We start from the raw sequence: 22156 nt of genomic DNA on the forward strand, positions 1-22156 counted from the left end.
CGGTCTGTTCGGTGGGGGCGGTCGGTGCGGTCTGTCAGTTCGGTTCAGTTCAGTTCGGCCGCGCGTGCCACCAACGCCTCCAGCGCCCGGAACCAGGTCCCGGCCAGCTCCCTGACCGCGTCCTCGGTGAGGAGTCCGGCCGCGTAGGCCCAGTGGGCGCTGAGTTCCGGCCCTTCGGGGCGGTCCTCGGTGAGGGCGTTGAGGGTGAGCGCGTGGGACATCGGCATGCCGGCGTCGGCGTCGAGGTCGGCGGCGTCCTCCTCGGTGGCGTAGGACCAGTCGGCGGCCGCGGGGCGGCCGAAGCGGCCCATGTAGTTGAACTCGATCTGCGGTTCGGCGAGTTCGGCGAGGAGCGGGCCGGTCGCGGGGTTGAGCCGGCGCAGCAGGCCGTGGCCGATGCCGGCCGCCGGGAGGGCGGTGAGGTGGTCGCGGATCCGGGCCACGGCCGCGTCGAGGGCGGGTCCGCCGCCCAGGGCCTCCGGGCCGGACGCACCGGGGTCGAGCCGTACCGGGACGACGCTGGTGAACCAGCCGACCGTGCGGGACAGGTCGGCGTCGCCGGCGAGTTCCTCCTCGCGGCCGTGGCCCTCCAGGTCGACCAGGACCGGGCCACCGACGTGCTCGCCGCCCAGGGTCCGGGCCCGCCAGTCGCCGACGGCCAGGGCGAACGCGGTGAGCAGGATGTCGTTGACGCTCGCCCCGAAGGCGGCCGGGACCCGGCTCAGCAGGGGGCCGGTCACGGCGGCGGGCAGGGACAGGGAGAGGTAGCGGGTGGTGGCGACCGTGTCCCGGGCCGGGTCGAGCCGGCGGGCCAGGGGCAGGTCGGCACCCGCGGCGAGGACGGAGGTCCACCAGGGCAGCTCGTCCTCGGCGGCCGGTTCGCAGGCCCGGGCGCCGAGCAGCCGTGACCAACGGGCGAACGACAGCTCCACCGGCGCCGGTTCGGGGGTGCGGCCGCCGCGGACGGCCGCCCAGGCGGTGGCCAGGTCGGGCAGCAGCACGCGCCAGGAGACGCCGTCGACCACCAGGTGGTGGACGAGGAGCAGCAGCCGCCCGGGGTGGTCCGGTCCGGCGTCGAACCAGACCGCCCGCACCATCGCCCCGGCCTCGGGGTCGAGCCCCGCCAGAGCCGTCGGCGCATGGCGGGCGATGGCGTCCCGCAGCGCGCTCTCGTCCGTGGCTGCCTCACGTACGTCGACCCGGGTGAGCCAGGTCCGTACGTCAGTGCCGCCCGCCGCAGGCACCGACAGCGCGGCCTCCGGGGTGCGGACGAGCCGGGCCCGGAGCATGTCGTGCCGGGCGGCGAGCGCCCCGAGCACGGTCAGCAGGCCGGGTTCGGTGAGGTCCGCCGGGGTGCGCAGCAGGGCCGCCTGGTGGTAGGCGGCGACGGGGCCGCCGCGGTCGAGCAGGGCGCGCATGATCGGGGTGAGGGGGACGGTGCCGGTGCCGTCGTCGTGCGTGGCCTGCCGGTCCTCGGCGCCCAGCGGGACGGCGACGGCGGCCAGGGCGACGACCGTGCGGTGCTGGAGGATCTGGCGAGGGGTGACCCGCAGGCCGCCCGAGCGGGCGCGGGCGACGAGCTGCATGGCGACGATGCTGTCCCCGCCGAAGGCGAAGAAGTCGTCGTCCGTGCCGATCGCCTCGGCGGGCAGGCCGAGGGCGTCGGCGAACAGGTCGCGCAGGGTGCGCTCGGTGTCGTTCTCCGGGGCCCGGCCGCCGCCCGCCGCGGTGAAGTCCGGGGCGGGCAGAGCGGCCCGGTCGAGCTTGCCGTTGGAGAGCAGCGGCAGCCGCTCCAGGACGACCACGGCGGCCGGGACCATGTAGTCGGGCAGGCGGGCGGCGGCGTGGGCGCGCAACTCCGCGCCATCCGTGCCGTCGACTTCGTCCGAGACCGCGTAGGCGATCAACTGCCGTACTCCGGGCCGGTGTTCGCGGGTCACGACGACGCTCTGCGCGACCGCCGGGTGGGTGTCCAACGCGGCCTCGATCTCGGCGAGTTCGACGCGGTACCCGCGGATCTTCACCTGGTCGTCCGTGCGGCCGGCGAATTCCAGCAGCCCGTCCTCGGTCCAGCGGGCCAGGTCGCCGGTGCGGTACATCCGCTCTCCCGGGATCCCGAAGGGGTCGGCGACGAAGCGTTCGGCGGTGAGGTCGGGCCGGCCGAGGTAGCCGCGGGCCAGGCCCGGTCCGGACAGGTACAGCTCGCCGGTGACGCCGGGCGGGACCGGGCGCAGGGCGGTGTCCAGGACGTAGGCCCGGGAGTGGTGGACGGGGCGGCCGACGACCGGGCGGGCGCTGTCGCCGACCCGGCCGACGAGGGCGTCGACGGTGGCCTCGGTGGGGCCGTACAGGTTGACCGCCTCGGTGTCGGGGAGCGCGGCGAGCCGCCGCCACAGCGACTCGGGTACGGCCTCGCCGCCGAAGCCGACCATCGCGAGCGGGCAGTCGCCGCCGGGCCCGATCAGGCCGCTGTCGGCCATCCGGGCGAGCAGGGACGGGGTGACCTCGATGAAGTCGATGCCCAGGTCGCGGATGAACCCGGCGAGGAGCTCGGGGTCACGGCGGGTGTCGTCGTCGGCGATGTGCAGGGCGTGTCCGTCGAGGAGCCAGAGCTGCGGCTGCCAGGAGGCGTCGAAGGAGAACGACCAGGCGTGCCCGACCCGCAGGTGGCGCCGCCCGGTGCGCTCCTTGGCGAGGTCGTGCAGGTCGTGGCGGTGGCTGTGGAAGAGGTTGGCGACTCCGCGCTGGGTGACGACGACGCCCTTGGGGCGGCCCGTGGAGCCGGAGGTGTAGATGACGTAGGCGGGGTGGTCGGGGCCGGGGGCGGTGGGTTCGGCCCGCGGGAGGTCGTCCGGCGGGCCGTCCTTCGGGGCGTCGAGGAGCAGGACGGGGGTCTCGGTGGCGGGCAGGCCCGCGGCGGTCTCGGTGGTGGCCAGGACGAGCACCGGGCGGGCGTCGGCGAGCATGGCGGTGAGGCGGGCCTCGGGCAGCTCGGGGTCGAGGGGCAGATAGGCGGCGCCCGCCTTCATCACGGCGAGGATCGCGGCGATGTGGTCGGCGGTGCGGGGCAGGGCGAGGGCCACGATCCGCTCGGGTGCGGCGCCGCGCCCGGCCAGGATGCGCGCCAACTCGGTGCTGTGGGCGTCCAGTTCGGCGAAGGTCCAGGTGGTGCGGCCGTCGGTGACGGCGACCGCGTCCGGAGTGGCGGCGGCCTGGGCGGCGAACAGCGCCGGTACCGTGCCGAGGCGTTCGGCGGCCGGGAGGGCGGTGTCGTTCCACGTCTCCAGGACGGTGTACCGGTCGGCGGAGCCGAGCAGGTCGAGGCGGCCGACGGGTCGGCCGGGGTCGGCGGCCATGCCGGTCAGCAGGCCGGTCAGGGCGTCCGTGATCCGCCGCACGGTGGCCGCCTCGAACAGGTCGGGACGGAACTCGGCCGTCACCCGCAGCCGTTCGGCGGGCTCGACCGCCCATGCGAGGGGGTAGTGGGTGGAGTCCGCGTGCTCGCGGACCGTGGCGCGCGGTGCGTCACCCGTCTCCTGGCCGGGCTCCGCCACCGGGTACGACTCGAACACCACGAGCGTGTCGAAGAGTTCGCCGAGTCCGGCGGTGCGCTGGATGTCGGCGAGGCCGAGGTGCTGGTGGGCGATGAGCCGGGACTGCTCGTCCTGGACCCGTTCGAGGAGGGCGGCCGTGCTCTCCTCGGGGCGGATCCGCACCCGGACCGGGACGGTGTTGATGAAGAGGCCGATCATCGCCTCGGAGCCGGGGAGTTCGGGCGAGCGGCCCGCGACGGTGGCGCCGAACACCACGTCGTCGCGCCCGGTGAGGCGGCCGAGGAGCACGCCCCAGGCCGCCTGTACGAGGGTGTTGACGGTGACGCCCGCGCGCCGGGCGAACGCCTCCAGCTCCGCGGTGCGGCCGGCGTCCAGTTCCACGGTGTGGGTGTGCGGGACGGCGGCGGCCCGGTCGGGGTCGGCGGGCGCGAGCCGGGTGGGTTCGACGAGGCCGGTGAGCGCCTCGGTCCAGGCGACGGTCGAGACGGCCGGGTCCTGGGCGGCCAGCAGCCGCAGGTGCTCCCGGTAGGGGGCGGGCGGGGCCGGGGTGCGGCCCTCGTAACGCGCCCAGAGCTCGGCGGTGAGCAGCGGCAGCGACCAGCCGTCGAGGAGCAGGTGCTGGTGCGAGAGCACCAGGCGGTGCCGGTCCGGGCCGGTACGGGCCAGCAACAGGCGCAGCAGCGGCGGGCGTTCGGGGTCGAACCGGCGCCGCTCCTGCCCGAGCAGCCGGGTCCAGGCCGCCTCGTCACCGGAATCGCCGGAGTCGGCGGAGTCGGCGGCCTCGGCGGCGCCGCCGGTGAGGTCGAGCTGCCGCCAGGGCAGCACGGCGGTGCGCGGTACGACGGCCACCGGGCGTCCGGAGGACAGGTACCGGAAGCCGCTGCGCAGGTTCTCGTGGGCGTCGAGCAGGTCCTGTGCGGCGGTGCGCAGCCGGTCGGCGTCGACGGGGCCTTCGAGGTCGTAGGTGATCTGGACGGTGTAGAGGTCCGGGCCGTCGTCGCCGGAGTCCAGGGCCGCGTGGAAGAGCAGTCCGGCCTGGAGCGGTGAGAGGGGCAGCACGTCGGTGCCGGCGGGCAGGGCGGCGACCTCGGCGCGTTCGGCGTCGGTGAGGTCGAGGAGGACGGCGGTGTCATGCCGTTCGTCCACGGCGGCCGTCGCGACCGCGGCCAGCCCCGCCACCGACCTGTGCCGGAACACGTCGCGCGGGCTGAACGCCAGCCCGGCGGCGCGAGCCCGGGCGACCAGTTGCATGGCGACGATGCTGTCCCCGCCGAGGGCGAAGAAGTCGTCGTCCACACCGACCCGTTCGAGGCCGAGCACCTCGGCGACGAGGGCGCCCAGGATCTCCTCCAGCGGGGTCCGCGGCCGGGTGTCGGTGACCTCCGCGGCGAAGTCCGGGGCGGGGAGAGCCTTGCGGTCCAGCTTGCCGTTCGGGGTGAGCGGGAGGGCGTCGAGGGTGACGACGGCGGCCGGGACCATGTGGTCGGGCAGCGAGCGGGCGGTGTGGGCACGCAGTTCGGCGGAGTCCGCGCCGGAGCCGGTGGGCACCACGTACGCGACGAGCCGCTCGTCCCGCATCACGACGGTGGCGTGCGCGACGGCCGGGTGTGCGGCGAGCACGCTCTCGATCTCGCCGAGCTCGATCCGGAAGCCGCGCAGCTTGACCTGGTCGTCGGTGCGCCCGAGGTACTCCAGCTCCCCGTCGGCCGTCCAGCGGGCCAGGTCGCCGGTGCGGTACATGCGGGCCCCCGCCGGACCGTACGGGTCGGCCACGAACCGCTCGGCGGTCAGCCCGGTGCGGCCGAGATAGCCGCGCGCCAGCTGCACGCCCGCCAGGTACAGCTCCCCCGCGACACCGGGCGGCACCGGACGCAGACCCGCGTCGAGGACATAGGCGCGGGTGTTCCAGACCGGGCGGCCGATGGGGACGCCCGTCGCGCCCGGGACGATCTCGGTCGCGGTCACGTCGACGGACGCCTCGGTGGGGCCGTAGAGGTTGTGCAGGCGGGTGTCCGGCAGGACGTGGTGGAACCGGGCCGCCAGCGGGGCGGGCAGGGCCTCGCCGCTGCACATCACCTGGCGGAGGCCGGTGCGGTCGGCGGCGGCCGGCTCGTCGAGGAAGGCGCGCAGCATGGACGGCACGAAGTGGGCCGTGGTGACGCGCTCGCGCCGGATCAGGCCGGCCAGGTAGGCCGGGTCCTGGTGGCCCTCGGGCCGGGCGACGACCAGCGTGGCGCCGGTGATCAGCGGCCAGAAGAACTCCCAGACCGACACATCGAAGCCCGCCGGGGTCTTCTGGAGCACGCGGTCGGCCGCGTCGAGGCGGTAGGTGTCCTGCATCCACAGCAGGCGGTTGGCGATGCCCCGGTGCGGGACGGTGACGCCCTTGGGGCGGCCGGTGGAGCCGGAGGTGTAGATGACGTAGGCGGGGTGGCGGGGGTCGTAGGAGGTGGGCAGCGGGGCGTCGGCGGGGTGGTCCGGGGTGCCGTCGGCGGTCACCGTGAGGCGGGGTACGCCGGTGTCAGGAACGGCCACGTCCGCGCCCGTGACCAGGCAGGCCGGGCGGGCGTCGGTGAGCGTGTAGGCCAGCCGCTCGGCCGGGTAGCCGGTGTCGAGGGGCAGGTAGGCGGCGCCCGCGCGGTGCACGGCGAGCAGGGTCACCACGAGGGCGGCTGAGCGCGGCAGGGCGACGGCGACGGTCGTCTCGGCGCGGGCGCCGTGCGCGGCGAGGGTGTGGGCGAGCCGCTCGACGCGCTGGTCGAGTTCGGCGTAGGTGAGTGCGGTGCCCTCGAAGACGAGGGCCGTGGCGGCGGGAGTCCGGGCGACCTGGGCGCGGAACAGTTCGGGGAGGGTGAGGTCCGGGACGGGCCGGGCGGTGTCGTTCCAGCCGGTGAGGACGCGGGCCCGCTCGTCCTCGTGCAGGACGTCGAGGGTGCCGACGCGGCGGCCGGGGTCGGCGGCGACCTGGGCCAGCAGGGACTCCAGGCGGCGGGCGAGGAGTTCGGCGGTCCGCTCGTCGAAGAGGTCGGCGCTGTACTCGATCCAGCCGTCGATGCGCTCGCCCTGCTCGACGAAGTCGAAGCTGAGGTCGAACTTGGCGCTGTCCTGCCCGACGGTCTCGCGGCGGGCGGTCAGGCCGGGCAGTGCGGGTGTCTCGCCCTGGCCCGCGAGGTGGACGACCATCACCTGGAACAACGGGTGCCGGGCCAGGGAGCGTTCGGGGTTGAGGGTCTCCACCAGCCGTTCGAAGGGCAGGTCCTGGTGCTGGTAGGCGGCCAGGTCGGTGTCCCGGACCCGGGCGAGCAGCTCGCCGAAGGTGGGGTCGCCGGTCAGGTCGGTGCGCAGGACCAGGGAGTTGACGAAGAACCCGACCAGGTCTTCGAGTGCCTCGTCGGACCGCCCGGACACCGGGGCGCCGAGCGGGATGTCGTCCCCGGCGCCGAGCCGGTGCAGCAGCGCGGCCACCGCGGCCTGGGCCACCATGAACATGCTGACGCCGTGGGTGCGGGCCAGGCCGCGCAGGGCGCCGGCCAGGGCGGGCGGGACGGTGAAGCCGGTGGTGCCGCCGCGCCCGGTGGGCTCGACGGGGCGCGGCCGGTCGGTGGGCAGGTTCAGCTCGGCGGGCAGCCCGCGCAGGGTCTCGGTCCAGTGGGCGAGCAGCTCCGGCTCGGTCGCGGCCAGCAGGTCGCGCTGCCAGAGCGTGTAGTCGGCGTAACTCGCGGGCAGCGGCGCCCAGTCGGGGGCGTGCCCGGCGGTGCGGGCCGCGTAGGCGGTGGCGAGGTCGGCGAGCAGCGGGCGGTCGGACCACTCGTCGGTGGCGATGTGGTGGAGGAGGAGCAGCAGGACGTGTTCGCCGGGGCCGGTCTCGAACAGGGTGGCGCGGACGGGGAGTTCGCGTTCCAGGTCGAAGAGGTGCGCGGCCCGGTCGGCCAGCTCCTCGAACGGGGCCGAATCCAGCGGGACTCGGACCTCCGCCAGGATCCGCTGGTACGGGACCCCGTCGACCGCCGGGAAGACGGTGCGCAACGGGGTGTGCCGGGCGGCCACGTCGTCCAGGGCGGCCTGGAGGGCGTCCCGGTCGAGGGCGCCGGTCAGCCGCCAGGCGGAGGGGAGGTTGTAAGCGGTGCTCGCGCCGTCGACCTGCGCGAGCAGCCACAGCCGGCGCTGCGCGGAGGACAGCGGCAGCAGTTCGGGACGCGGGCGCGGGTCGCCGAGTCGGGGACGCGGGCGCGGGTCGGTGATTGCGGGACGCCACCCGGCGGCGGACGACCCGGCGGCGGACGTGTCGGCGGCGGACGTGTCGGTGCGGGCGGCGAGCAGGGCCACCGTCGGTGCCTCGAAGATGTCACGGACCGTCAGTTCCGTACCGAGTGCCGTGCGGACGCGGCTGACCAGGCGCATGGCGAGCAGCGAGTGGCCGCCGAGCGCGAAGAAGTCGTCGTCCACGCCGACCCGTTCGCGGCCGAGGACGTCGGCGAACAGGGCGGCGAGGATCTCCTCGCGCGGGGCGCGTGGGGTGCGCGGCGCGGGGCCGTCGGCCGGGCCCGTGGTGAACTCGGGGGCGGGCAGGGCCTTGCGGTCGAGCTTGCCGTTCGGGGTGAGCGGCAGCGCGTCGAGGGTGACGTACGCGGCGGGGACCATGTGGGCGGGGAGTACGGCGGCGGCGTGGGCACGCAGGGCGGTCGCGTCCACCACCGGGCCGGTGTCGGGGACGACGTAGGCGACGAGCGTCTGGCCGTGCACGGTGACGGTGGCGTGTGCGACGGACGGGTGGGCGGCGAGCACGGCCTCGATCTCGCCGGGCTCCACGCGGAAGCCGCGCACCTTCACCTGGTCGTCGGTGCGGCCGAGGTACTCGACCGTGCCGTCCGCCGTCCAGCGGGCCAGGTCGCCCGTGCGGTACATGCGGGCCCCCGCCGGACCGTACGGGTCGGCCACGAACCGCTCGGCGGTCAGGCCGGGCCGCTCCAGATAGCCGCGCGCCAGCTGCACGCCCGCCAGGTACAGCTCGCCCGGAACCCCGGGCGGCACCGGGCGCAGACCGGCGTCGAGGACGTACAGGCGGGTGTTCCAGACCGGGCGGCCGATGGGGACGGCGGTCGCGCCAGGGGCGACCTCGATCGCCGTGACGTCGACGGACGCCTCGGTGGGGCCGTAGAGGTTGTGCAGGCCGGCGTCCAGCACCTCGTGGAAGCGGCGGGTGAGGGCGGGCGGGAGCGCCTCGCCGCTGCACAGCACGCGGCGCAGGCCGGTGCAGCCGACGGCCGTCGGCTCCTCCAGGAAGAGCTGGAGCATGGACGGCACGAAGTGGACGGTGGTGACGTCCTGTTCGCGGATCAGCGCGGCCAGGTAGGCGGGGTCGCGGTGGCCCTCGGGCCGGGCGACGACCAGCGCGGCGCCGGTGATCAGCGGCCAGAAGAACTCCCACACCGACACGTCGAAGCTGGACGGCGTCTTCTGCAGCACGCGGTCGTCGGCGCCGAGGCGGTAGGTGTCCTGCATCCACAGCAGGCGGTTGGCTATGCCCTCGTGCGGGACGACCACGCCCTTGGGGCGGCCGGTGGAGCCCGAGGTGTAGATGACGTAGGCCGGGTGCCGGGGGTCGTACGACGTCGGGAGCGCCGCCTCCGGGCCGGTGGGCAGGGCGTCGCGGACGACGCACACCGGGCGGGCGTCCTCGACCATGAGGGCGAGTCGGTCCGCCGGGTAGTCCGGGTCCAGCGGCAGGTAGGCGGCACCGGCGCGGTGCGTGGCGAGGAGGGCGACGACGAGGTCGACCGAGCGTGGCAGGGCGACGGCGACGGTCCGCTCCGGGCCCGCGCCGAGACCGGCCAGGACCCGGGCGGTGTGCTCGACCCGGGCGTCCAGCTCGGCGTAGGTGAGCCGCTGCTCCTCGAAGACGAGGGCGGTGGCGTCGGGGGTGCGGGCCGCCTGGGCGCGGAACAGCTCGGGGAGCGTCAGAGCCGGGACGGGCCGGGCGGTGTCGTTCCAGGCGGAGAGGACGCGGGTCCGCTCGTCCTCGTCGAGGAGATCCAGGTCCCCGAGCAGGACGTCCGGTTCGGCGGCGGCCTGGGCGAGGAGCCGGGCCGCGCGGTCGGCCAGGACCTCGGCCGTGCCGTGATCGAAGAGGTCGGTGGCGTACTCCAGGAGCAGGACCACGCGGTCGGCCTCGTCGACGTACGTGAAGTGCAGGTCGAACTTGGCCATGCCGGTGTCCATGTCGGACCACTCGGTGGCCAGGCCCAGCACGTCGGGGTCGCCGTCGGGCCGGTGGTGGTACCCGAGCATGACCTGGAAGAGCGGGTTGCGGCCGGCCACCCGGGGCGGGTTGAGTGCCTCCACCACCCGGTCGAAGGGCAGGTCCTGGTACTCGAAGGCGGACAGGGACGACTCCCGGACCCGGCCGAGGAGTTCACGGAACGTCAGCGCGTCGCCGGACAGGTCGGTGCGCAGCACCAGGGTGTTGACGAAGAAGCCCACCAGGTCGCCGAGCGCCTCGTCGGTACGGCCCGCGATGGGCGCGCCGAGGGGGATGTCGTCGCCCGCGCCGAGCCGCTGCAACAGGGCGGCGGTGGCGGCCTGGAACAGCATGAACATGCTGGTGCCGGTGGCCGCCGTGAGGTCGCGCAGGGCGAGACCGGTGGCGGCGGGCAGCTCCAGGCGGACCTTGCCACCGCGCCCGGTCGGCTCGGCCGGGCGGGGCCGGTCGGAGGGGAGGGTCAGCTCGTCGGGCAGCCCGCGCAAGGCGTCCCGCCAGTGGGCGAGTTGGGTCTCACCACTGGTCGCGAGCAGCTCCCGCTGCCACAGGGTGTAGTCGGCGTACTGCACGGGCAGCGGCGCCCAGTCCGGGGCCGCGCCCGCGCGGCGCGCCGCGTAGGCGGTGCCGAGGTCGGCGAGGAACGGCCGGTCGGACCACTCGTCGGTGGTGATGTGGTGCAGGACGACGGCCACCACGTGGTCGTCGTCCGCGAGCCGGAACACTTCGCAGCGCAGCGGGAGTTCCGCGGTGAGGTCGAAGGGGCGGCGCTGGGCCGCCTCGATCAGCGCGGGCAGCTCCTCCTCGGTGGCCTCGGCGACGGTGAGGGCCGGATGCGCGTCCTCGGCGGGGACGATCCGCTGGTACGGCTCGCCGTCATGGGCCGGGAACACGGTGCGCAGCGCCTCGTGGCGGACGGCCACGTCCCGCAGGGCGGCACGCAGGGCCTCGGTGCCGAGGGCGCCGCGCAGCCGGAAGACCAGCGGGAAGTTGTAGGCGACACCGCTGCCGGTGATCTGCTCCACGAGCAGCAGCCGGCGCTGGGCCGGGGACAGCGGGATCCGGGCGGGCCGGTCGGTGACCGGGGTGACGGGCGGCCGGGCCGGGCTCGCCGCGCCGACCCGGGCGGCGAGCCGGGCCGGGGTGGGGGCCTCGAAGAGGTCGCGGATGGCGAGTTCGGCGCCCAGTTCGGTGCGGGCGCGGCTGACCAGCCGGGTGGCGAGCAGCGAATGGCCGCCCAGGTCGAAGAAGTTGTCCTCCGCACCGGCCTCGGGCAGCCCGAGCACCTCCGCGAACAGGCGGCAGAGGACCTCCTCCTGCGGGGTGCGGGGGCCGCGGCCGCCGCCGAGGGCGACGGCGGGTTCGGCCTCGGGCAGGGCGCGCACGTCCAGCTTGCCGTTGGCGTTCATGGGCAGGCCGTCGACGGTGACGAAGGCGGCCGGGACCATGTACTCGGGCAGTTCGCGTCCGAGGTCCTCGCGCAGCCGCCGGACCAGGGCACTGGTCTCGCGGGCGGCGGTGGGGTCGTTGGCGTAGGGGGCGGTGCCGCCGCCGGGGCGGAACAGGCCGCCGGTGAGCCGGTGTCCGGCGGTCTCTTCGGTGAGGAAGACGGCGTCGTAGGTGCCGGTCCGCTCCGACCACGTCGTCAGCACGCGGTGTCCGGCCTCCGCGCCGAGCGCGTGCAGGGTCTCCGGGTCGACGCCGTCCTCGCGGGTGCGGCCGTCGGGGATGCCGGTGACGCGCAGGGCGGCGGGCCGCTCGACACGGGCGCGGTCACCGACCTGACCGGTCGACAAGGCGCGCGAGTGCAGCAGTTGGCCGATGCCCTCGGAGGACCAGCCGCCCCGGGCCAGTTCGCCCACGGTGTGGGCCGTGCTCCACCCGACCGTCGGCGCGTCGTCGAGGCGGACGTCCGGCTCCCCTGCGTACAGGACGACGTCGTAGCGGTGCCGGGTCAGTTCGTTGTGGTGCGTTCCGCGCTTGGTGCGCAGGTCGACGCCGTAGCCCAGGGCGGTGAAGTAGTCGGGGTCGACCAGGAGTTCCTTCTCCAGGCGCAGTCCGCGCTCCACCGCCCGCTCCAGATCGGCCTCGGCCGTGCCGCGGGCGCGCTGGATCTCGGCGTGGAAGGTGCGGGCCAGCCGCAGGTTGCGGACGTCGCCGACGAACAGGGCGCCGCCCGGCGCGAGCAGCTCCATGGCGCCGTCGATGACGGCGGTGAGGTACTCGATGCTCGGGAAGTACTGGATGACGGAGTTGATGACGATCGTGTCGAAGTGGCCGGCGGGCAGGCCGCTCAGGTCGTCGGCGGGCCGGCAGCGCAGTTCCACCCGGGAGGCCAGCTCGGGATCCCCGCTCCTCAGCTCCGCGCCGATCTTGCGGATCACCGGGGCGGCGAAGTCGGTCGCCCAGTACTCCGCCGCGTCCGGAGCGAGTCGGGACAGCAACAGGCCTGATCCCACGCCGATTTCGAGGACGCGGCGCGGGTTCAGGGCGCGGATGCGGGCGACGGTGGCCGCACGCCACTCGTGCATCTGCTCGAAGGGGATGGGCCGGCCGTCGTAGGAGCTGTCCCAGCCGTCGTACTGCTCGGTGAAGACGGCCGTGCCGATCTCCTCGTACTCGTCGGAGTAGATCTCCTGCCACTCCCCCACCTGCGCGGCCTCGGCGGCGGTGCGGTCGGCGCCGCGGTCGGCGGGGTCGGCGCCGGAGGGCACGACGTAGCCGACGAGGCGTTCGTCGCGGACCACGACGGCGGCCTGGGAGACCAGCGGGTGGCGGCTGAGGGCGGCCTCGATCTCGCCGGGTTCGATGCGGTAGCCGCGGATCTTGACCTGGTCGTCGGTGCGGCCGAGGAAGTCGAGGTTGCCGTCGGGGCTCCGGCGCACCAGGTCGCCGGTGCGGTACATGCGCTCGCCGGGCTCCCCGAACGGGTCGGCCACGAACCGCTCGGCGGTCAGGCCGGGCCGGTCGAGGTAGCCGCGGGCCAGGCCGATGCCGGCGATGTACAGCTCGCCGGGGACGCCGTCGGTCACCGGGCGCAGCCAGGCGTCGAGGATGTGGGCACGGGTGCCCCGGATGGGCTTGCCGACGGTGGGGGTGTCGGAGTCGAGGGTGCCGCCACCGAGGGTGTTGATGGTGTACTCGGTCGGCCCGTACAGGTTGTAGCCGTAGGTGCCCTCGGTGTCCCGCAGGGCCGCCCACACGGTCTCCGGGACCGCCTCGCCGCCGAGCAGCACGAGCGGCGGGATGTGGCCGGTCAGCAGGCCCTGCTCGATCAGCAGCCGGGCGTACGTGGGCGTGACGTTGACGACGTCGATGCGGTGCTGCTCGCAGTAGGCGACCAGTGCCTCCGCGTCGCGCCGCAACTCCTCGTCGCACACGTGCACTTCGTGGCCCTCGACCAGCCAGAGCAGCTCCTCCCACGACATGTCGAAGGCGAACGACACGGTGTGCGCGATCCGCAGCCGCCGGCCGCCGGCCGCGGCGATCGCCGGCTCGAAGATCTCCATCTGGTGGTTGAGCTGCATGTTCGTCAGGCCCCGGTAGGGGGTGACGACGCCCTTGGGGCGGCCGGTGGACCCGGAGGTGTAGATGACGTAGGCGGGGTGTTCGAGGCTGAAGCGGCGGCGGACGGGGGTGTCAGGGAGCCCGGCCAGCTCGTCCCGCACCGCCGGGTCGTCGAGCAGGACGCGGGGCAGGTCGTCGCCGTCGAGGGTCGCGGAGACGGCGGCGGTGGAGAGCAGGAGCAGCGGGCGGGCGTCGGCCAGCATCAGGGAGAGCCGGTCGGCCGGGTGGTCCAGTTCCAGGGGCAGGTAGGCGGCACCGGTGCGCAGGACGGCGAAGAGCGCGACCACCATGTCGAGGGAGCGGCCCAGGCCGAGCGCGACCACCCGCTCCGGACCGGCGCCGCGCTCGATGAGCAGCCGGGCCATCCGGTTGACGGCCGCGTCGAGTTCGGCGTAGGTCAGCGCGCGCTCGCCGAGCACGAGGGCCCTGGCCTCCGGGGTGCGCGCGGCCTGGGTGGCGAGGAGGTCGGCGATGGTCTCCTCGGGGACCTCGACCCGGCCGACCGCCCGCTCCTCGCGCAGGGCCGCGTGTTCGGCGGGCAGCAGCGGGTCGAGGGAGCCCACGGGTGCCGTGAGGTCGGTGGTGAGGCGGTCGACGAGGAGGGTGAAGCGGTCGAGCAGGGCGCGGGCCCGGTCGGCCGGGACCAGGTCGGGCCGGTGGGTGAGGGTGACCGTGATCCGCTGCCCGGGGGTGACGACCAGGTTCGCCGGGTAGTGGGTGGCGTCGACGTTGGCGACGGCGGTGGCGCCGTGCCGGGTGCGCAGCTCCGCCAGCCGGTCCTCGGTGTCGTTGTTGCGGAGCACGAACAGCGTGTCGAACAGCTTGCGGTGCCCGGTCTCGGCCTGCAGCACGCCGAGGCTGAGGTGCTCGTACGGCATCAGGTCGAGGCGCTCGCCCTGGACGCGCCGGAGCAGGTCGAGGACCGGCTCGGCGGGGTCGAAGGCGATCCGGGTGGGCACGGTGTTGAGGAACAGGCCGATGATGTTCTCGACGTCGTGGACCTCGCTGGGCCGGCCGGCGACGGTGGTGCCGAACACGACGTCGGTGCGGCCGGTGGCGGAGCCGAGGGTGAGGCCCCAGGCCGCGTTGAGCAGGGTGTTCAGGGTGAGGCCGTGGACGCGGCCGGTCTCCCGCAGCCGGTCGCCGAGTTCGGCTGTGAGGCGTACGTCGAGCTGGTCGGGGATGACCGGTTCGAGGCCGTCGGCGGCGGTCGGGGCCAGCAGCGTGGGCTCCTCCAGGCCGGTCAGCGCGGTGCGCCAGGCGGCCGTGGCGGACGGGTCGTCCTGCTGGTCCAGCCAGGTCAGGTAGTCCCGGTAGCTGCCGGGCGCGGGCAGCGCGGAGGCGTCGCCGCCGGTCTCGTACAGGGCGAACAGCTCGTCGAGGAAGAGCCAGGCCGACCAGCCGTCCCAGAGGATCAGGTGCCGGCCGATGACGAGGCGGTCGCCCCGCTCGGCGCCGAGGCGCAGCAGGAGCAGCCGGAACAGCGGGGGCGCGGACAGGTCGAAGCGGCGGTTGCGCTCGGCCTCGGTCAACTCCCGTGCCCGTTCGTCCTGTTCGACGGCCTGGAGATGGGAGAGGTCGACCTCTTCGAGCGGGATCTCAGGGGTCTCGACGATGAACTGCACCGGCTGGTCGAGGCCTTCGCTGGTGAAACCGGCCCGCAGACCCGGGTTGCGGTCCAGGAGCGTGCGCGTGGCGGCGCGCAGCCGGGCCGGGTCCAGGCCGGTGGCGAAGTCGAAGGTCTCGTGGACGGTGTAGACGTCCAACGCGCCCTGGTCGTAGGCCGAGTGGAAGAACAGGCCCTCCTGGAGGGGGGCCAGCGGCCAGACGTCGGCGACGGCGGCCGGGGCGGCCAGGGCGCGGATCCGGGCGTGTTCGGCGTCGGTGAGGGTGAAGTCGGCAGCGGAGGGCGCGGCTTCTGTGGTGGTGCGGGCGGTGGCCGCGAGGGCGGCGGGCGTGCGGTGGGTGAAGACGTCCCGCGGGCTGAGGTCCAGGCCGGCCGCGCGGGCCCGGCTGGCGACGCCGATGGAGCTGATGCTGTCGCCGCCGAGCCGGAAGAAGTCGTCGTCCGGACCGGCGTCGGCGATGCCGAGGACGGCGGCGAAGATCTCGGTGAGCTGCTGCTCCAGCGGCCCGGCGGGCTCGCGGCGGACGGCGCGTTCGGCCTCGGGGGCGGGCAGTGCGGCCTGGTCGAGCTTGCCGCTGGGGGTGAGCGGCAGGTCGGCGAGGACGACGTAGGCCTCCGGGACCAGCGGTGCGGGCAGCGCCTCGGCGAGGGCGGCGCGCAGCTCGGCGGGGTCGGCGACGGCACCGGCCGCGGGGACCGCGTAGGCGACCAGGCGCTGGTCGCGGACGACCACGGCACCGCGCGCCACCGCCGGGAGACGGGTCAACGCGGCCTCGATCTCGCCGAGTTCGATGCGGTTGCCCCGCAGCTTGACCTGCCGGTCGGTGCGGCCCAGGTAGTCCAGGGTTCCGTCGGGGCGGCGGCGCACCAGGTCGCCGGTGCGGTACATGCGCTCGCCGGGCACGGTCGCGTACGGGTCCGCCACGAAGCGGTCGGCGGTGAGTGCGGGCCGCCGGTGGTAGCCGCGGGCCAGCTGGACGCCGGTCAGGTAGAGCTCGCCGGGCACACCCTCGGGCACCGGGCGCAGGCAGGCGTCCAGGACGCGCAGGCCGGTGTTCCACACGGGCCGGCCGATGGGCACGGTGGTGCCGGGCGCGCCGTCGTAGGCGTGGTGGGTGACGTCGACGGCGGCCTCTGTGGGGCCGTACAGGTTGTGCAGCGGAACGCCGGTCAGGTCGCGCCAGCGCCGGGCCGCCGTGCCGGACAGGGCCTCGCCGCTGCTGAGGACGCGGCGCAGGCTGCCCGCCCAGGCCGGATCGGCGGTGACCTCCTCCGCCGCGAGGAACGCGTCCAGCATCGACGGCACGAAGTGCATCGTCGTCACGCCCTCGGCCCGGATCAGCCGGGCCAGGTAGGCGGGGTCGCGGTGCCCGTCGGGCGCGGCGAGCACGACCGCGGCGCCCTCGTGCAGCGCCCAGAAGAACTCCCAGACGCTGACGTCGAAACTGGACGGGGTCTTCTGCAGCACCCGGTCGTCGTCGGCGAGTCCGTACGCGCCCTGCATCCAGGCCAGCCGGTTGCCGATGGCGCGGTGGGTGACGACGACACCCTTGGGGCGGCCGGTGGAGCCGGAGGTGTAGATGAGGTAGGCGGGGTGGTCGGGGGTGAGGGGTGGCGTGGACTGCGGGACGTCGTCGACCTCCTCGACCTCCTCGACCTCCTCGACGCACAGGATCTCCAGCCCGGCCGTGTCCGGCAGCCGTACGGCGTCCCGTGCCGTGGTGACGACGGTCCGGGCGCCGGAGTCGGTGAGCATGTACGCGATGCGGTCGGCCGGATAGTCGAGGTCGACCGGCAGATAGGCGGCGCCGGACTTCAGCACGCCGAGCAGGGCGACCATCAGCTCGGCCGAGCGTGGCACGGCGACGGCGACGAACCGTTCGGGTCCGGCGCCCCGGGCGCGCAGCCGGCGGGCCAACGCCTCGGCTCGGGTTTCGAGTTCGGCGTAGGTGAGGGTGGTGTCCTCGTACACGACGGCGGTCGCGTCGGGGGTCCGGGCGGTCTGCGCGGCGATGGCGGCGGGCAGGGTGGTCGGGGGTACGGGGCGGCGCTCGCCCTCGGGGTGGACGCGCTCGGCCTCGGTGAGCAGGTCGAGGGCGGCCACCGGGCGTGCGGTGTCCTCGGCGAGGGCGTCCAGGACCTTGGTGAGCCGGTCGGCGAGCAGTCGCACGGCGTCGCCGGGGACCCGGTTCGCGTGGTGCTTGAGGCGCAGGTCGAGCCAGCGGCCGGGCTTGACGACGAGTGCCAGCGGATAGTGCACGGCGTCGTGGAATGCGTGCCCGGCCAGCCGGACCGTGCCGGTGGGGTCGGTGAGGTCGGTTTCGGCGGGGTAGTTCTCGAACACCACCAGGGTGTCGAAGAGTTCGCCGCCGCCCGCGTGCCCGGCGGCCCGCTGGATCTCCGCGAGGCCGAGGTGCTGGTGGTCAAGGAGGGCGCTCTGCTCCTGCTGGAGGCGTTCCAGGACGGCACCGAGGGTGTCGGCGGGGGTCCAGCTCAGCCGGGTGGGCAGGGTGTTGATGAAGAGGCCGACCATCGACTCGATGCCGGGCACGGCGGCGTCGCGGCCGGAGACGGTGGTGCCGAATACCACGTCCTGGCAGCCGGTCAGCCCGGCGAGGAGCAGGCCCCAGGCGGCCTGGACGACCGTGCCGAGGGTGACGCCGTGTTCGCGGGCGCGGGCGGTGAGCCGGGCGGTGGTGCGCTCGGGCAGTTCGACGCGGAGCTGGGCGGGCTCGATCGGCCCGGCGGCCGGGGTCTCGACCAGGCGGGTGGGCTCGTCGATCCCGGCGAGGGCGGCGCGCCAGGCGTCCCGGGCGGCCTGCCGGTCGGCGCGCGCGACACGGGCCAGATAGCCGCGGTACGGGGCGACTTCGGGAAGCGAGGCGGGCTGATCGCCATAGAGGGCGAGGAGTTCGCGGTGCAGGACGGGCAGGGACCAGCCGTCGGCGACGATGTGATGGAAGGTCAGGATCAGGCGGCTGCGGTCCGGTCCGAGGCGGACCAGGGCGCAGCGCAACAGCGGCGGCCGGGCCAGGTCGAAGCGGCGGGCGCGTTCGTCGGCGGCGACGGCCTCCGCGAGGCCCGCGCGGACGGCGGTGTCCTGGGCGGACAGGTCGACCTCGTGCCAGGGCACGTCGAGGCCGGTGGCGACGAGCTGGGCCGGGCGGCCGTCCGGGAGCTGGCGGAAGCAGGCCCGCAGCGGGGCGTGCCGGTCGAGGAGCCGCTGGGCAGCCTGCCGGAGGAGGCCGCTGTCGACGGGACCGGTGAGTTCGATCACCTGCTGGACGACGTAGGCGTCGTGCTCGGCGCCGTCCAGGAGGGCGTGGAAGAAGAAGCCCTCCTGGAGCGGGCCGAGCGGCAGGACCTCGGCGACCGTGAGCGGGGCGTCGCCCTGGAGCGCGGCGAGTTCGTCGGCGGTCGGCGGGTCCCAGGGGGTGTCGGCCGGGTCCTCGGCGCCGTCGGTGGTGCGGGCGACCTCGGCTAGCTGGGCGACCGTGCGGTGCCGGAAGACGTCCCGCGGGGTCAGCTCCAGACCGGCCCGGCGGGCCAGGACGAGCAGCTGGATGGCGACGATGCTGTCCCCGCCGAGCGCGAAGAAGTCGTCGTCGACGGTCACCGAGGGCACCCGCAGGGCGCGGGCGTACAGGTCGCACAGCAGGCGCTCGCGCTCGGTGCGCGGGGCCCGGCCGGAGCTGAGCAGGCCGTAGTCCGGGACCGGCAGGGCGGCGGAGTCGAGCTTGCCGCTGGGGGTGACGGGGAGCCGGTCCAGCGGGACGAGGGCGGCCGGGACCATGTACTCGGGCAGGAACTCGGCGGCGTGCGCGCGCAGCCCGGCCATCAGCGCGGTGACGTTGCGGAAGGGCGCGGGACGGTTGGCGTGGGGGCGGACCTGGTCGGCGGGCACGTACAGCGGGCCGAGCGGCGTGTCGTCGCCGCGCGCGAACACCGCGTCGAGGCTGCCGTCCTCGGCGTCCGCGGTCCAGGTGAGCGCGGCCCGGTAGCCGTGCCGGGCGGCGGTCTCGTACAGGGCCTCCGGGTCGACGCCGGCGCTGCCGGTGCGGCTGCTGTCGTCGAGGGCGCCGAGTGCGGCCAGGTCGGGGGCGAGGCGGGCGTTGGGGATGCCGGTGACGCGGAGGCGGGCGGGGCGGTCCGGGGCGGCGAGCCGCTCGGCGAGGACGTCCGGGCTGCCGAGCGTGGACCAGGGCACCGGGGTCGAGGCGTCCGGAGTCAAGGCGTCCGGGACCGGTTCGGTGCCGGGCCGCAGGACGACGTCGTACCGATAGCGGGTCAGCTCGTTGTGGTGGACGCCCCGCTTGGTCCGTACGTCTGCCGTGAAGCCGTCCAGGGTCGCGAAGTAGTCCGGGTCGAGGAGGAGTTCGCCCTCCCAGGCCACGGCCCGGTCGACGGCGGCACGCAGGGCTTCCTTGTCGTCGGCGGACCCGGTGTGGGCCCGGCCCGACTCGATGGCGGCGGCCAGCGTCCGCAGCAGCCGCAGATTGCGTACGTCGCCGATGAACAACGACCCGCCGGGCGCAAGCAGTTGCGCGGCCGAGCGCAGGACGCCGGTGAGGTAGTCGGCGTCCGGGAAGTACTGGACGACGGAGTTGACGACGATCGTGTCGAAGTGCCCGGCGGGCAGTCCGGTCAGCTCGTGCGCGGGCCGGGCGTGCAGGGTGACCCTGCCGGCCAGTTCCGGTACGGCGTCGACCTGGGCGCGCAGCGCGCGTACGGCTTCCTCGGAGAGGTCGGTGCCGACGTACTCGGCGCAGTCGGGGGCGATCCGGGAGAGCAGCAGGCCGCTGCCGACGCCGATCTCCAGGACGCGGCGGGGCCGCAGTTCGCGGATCCGGGCGACGGTCGCGTCCCGCCACTCGCGCAGGTCGGCGAGCGGGATGGGCAGGCCGTCGTACATGCTGTTCCAGCCCGCGAAGTTCTCCTCGAAGCCGTCGGATCCGGCGGCGGAGTAGAGGAGTTCGTGCAGGTCCTTCCAGTCGGACACGGCCTCGTCGGCCTCGGTGACGGTGTCCAGGGAGGGCACGACGTAGGCGGCGAGGCGGCGGTCGCCGGGGCGGTCCTCGCGGACCATGACGGCGGCCTGGTCGACGGCCGGGTGGGCGCGCAGCACGGACTCGATCTCGCCGGGCTCGATGCGGAAGCCGCGGATCTTGATCTGGCTGTCGACGCGGCCGTGGAACTCGAGCCGTCCGTCGGACTTCCAGCGGACCAGGTCGCCGGTGCGGTACAGCCGCTCGCCGGGCGCGCCGAACGGGTCGGCGACGAAGCGCTCGGCGGTCAGCGCGGGCCGGCCGAGGTAGCCGCGGGCGAGCCCGGCGCCGCCCAGGTACAACTCCCCCACCACACCGGCGGGTACCGGCCGCAGCCGCTCGTCGAGGACGTAGGCGCGGGTGCCCGGGTCGGGGACGCCGATGGGCACGATGGTCCCGGCCGGGGTGTCCGGGTCGCACAGGCCGAGCGTGGAGTTGGTGGTGGCCTCGGTGGGTCCGTACGCGTTGAACATCATCCGGCCGCCCGCGTAGCGGCCGACGAGTTCGGGCGAGACGCGCTCGGTGCCGGCCAGCAGGGTGGCGGCGGGCGGGAGTTGCACGTCCTCCGGCATGGCCGCGAGCAGCGCGGGCGGCAGGATCATGAAGGTGATGCCGTGCTCGTTCGCGTAGTCGGCGAGCGGCGCGCCGGGCACCCGGCGGTCGGCGGGTACGACGACCAGCCGGCCGCCGGAGAGCAGGCCGAGGCACAGGTCCCAGAAGGCCACGTCGAAGCTGGGCGAGGCGAACTGCAGGACCCGGCTGTGCGGGCCGATCCCGAACCGCTCGCGCTGGGTGGCGACCAGCTTGGCGACGCCGGCGTGGGAGAGCACCACGCCCTTGGGGCGGCCGGTGGAGCCGGAGGTGTAGATGACGTACGCGGCGTGCGCGACCGTCAACTCGTCCGCGATGGCGGGGTCGTGGGCCGGGTGGGTGGCCAGCTCGGCGACGGTCTCCGGGGCGTCGAGGACCAGCGGGTCCGTGCCCGGCGGCAGGTCGGGGACCATGCCGGCGGTGGTGACGAGGCAGACCGGGCGGGCGTCGTCGAGCATGTAGGCGATGCGGTCGGCCGGGTAGTCGGTGTCGACGGGGAGGTAGGCGGCGCCCGTCTTCAGTACGGCGACCTCCGCGACGATCATGTCGGCGGACCGGGGTACGGCGAGCGCCACGACCTGCTCGGGACCGGCGCCGCGGGCGACCAGGGCGTGCGCCAACCTGGCTGCGCGGGCGTCGAGTTCGGCGTAGGTGAGGCGGACGTCCTCGTGGACGAGGGCGACTTCGTCGGGGCGCGCGGCGACCTGGTCGGCGAACATGCGCGGCCAGGTGAGCGCGGGCACCTCGTGCGCGGTGTCGTTCCAGTCCCTCAGGATCAGCTGCCGTTCGTCGGCGCCGAGGAGTTCGAGGTCGGCGAGCGGGGTGCCGGGACGGTCGAGGGCGTCGGCGAGGAGCGTGGCGTAGTGGCCGAGGATGCGGTCGGCGGTGCCGGGTTCGAAGAGGTCGGCGGCGTAGTCCGCGCACACCTGCCCGTCGGTGACGGAGAGCGCCAGGTCCAGGGGGCCGCCGTCGTCCCAGGGTGCGGTGCCGAAGCCGACGGCGCACAACAGGGCGCCGCCGCGGCCGGGTTCGGGAGCGAGCAGTCGCAGCAGCTCGGCGGTCGGCAGCCGGTGGGCCGTGGCCTGGGCGCGGGCGGCCGTGACGTGGTCGCGCAACTCGGCGAACGACATGGCGCCGTTCACCACCAGCCGGAGCGGCAGGCCCTCGTGAGCGACCGTCAGGTCCTGTGCCGCACCTCCGCCGTAGCGGTGCAGCAGGGCGACGAAGACGGCGAGCAGAGTCGGCTCGTCGGCAAGACCGGGAAGCCCGGCAGGTCCGGTGAGCTCGACCGTGCGTCCGGCACGCGGCCGCGGCTCCTGCGGGCGCGCCGGGTGCGGGTGGTCGAACGGCAGCGAGGTCTCCGGTACCGGTGCGGCGAACCGTTCCCGCCAGTAGTCCTCCGCGGGTCCCGTCCGCGCCGTCGAAACAGAAGTCGAAGCCGCAGAAGACGGTGCGGAAGAACGCGTGTTGCCCGACACAGCTGCCCGTGCCTCCCCATAGGTGTGGAACGGCTCAG

Annotated in this window: 1 protein-coding gene; it reads right to left on the bottom strand. The window is 74.9% G+C overall.

Features of this window, described 5'->3' with window-relative positions; all coding sequences use genetic code 11:
• Positions 1-44: 44 nt before the first annotated feature.
• A complete protein-coding gene (locus tag ACFWPQ_RS18305) occupies positions 45-22118 on the bottom strand; it encodes a non-ribosomal peptide synthase/polyketide synthase (protein ID WP_384035211.1) in 22074 nt (7357 codons plus the stop codon).
• Between the last annotated feature and the right edge of the window lie 38 nt (positions 22119-22156).

It is taken from the genome of Streptomyces sp. NPDC058464, assembly GCF_042721035.1.
Classification (GTDB): domain Bacteria; phylum Actinomycetota; class Actinomycetes; order Streptomycetales; family Streptomycetaceae; genus Streptomyces.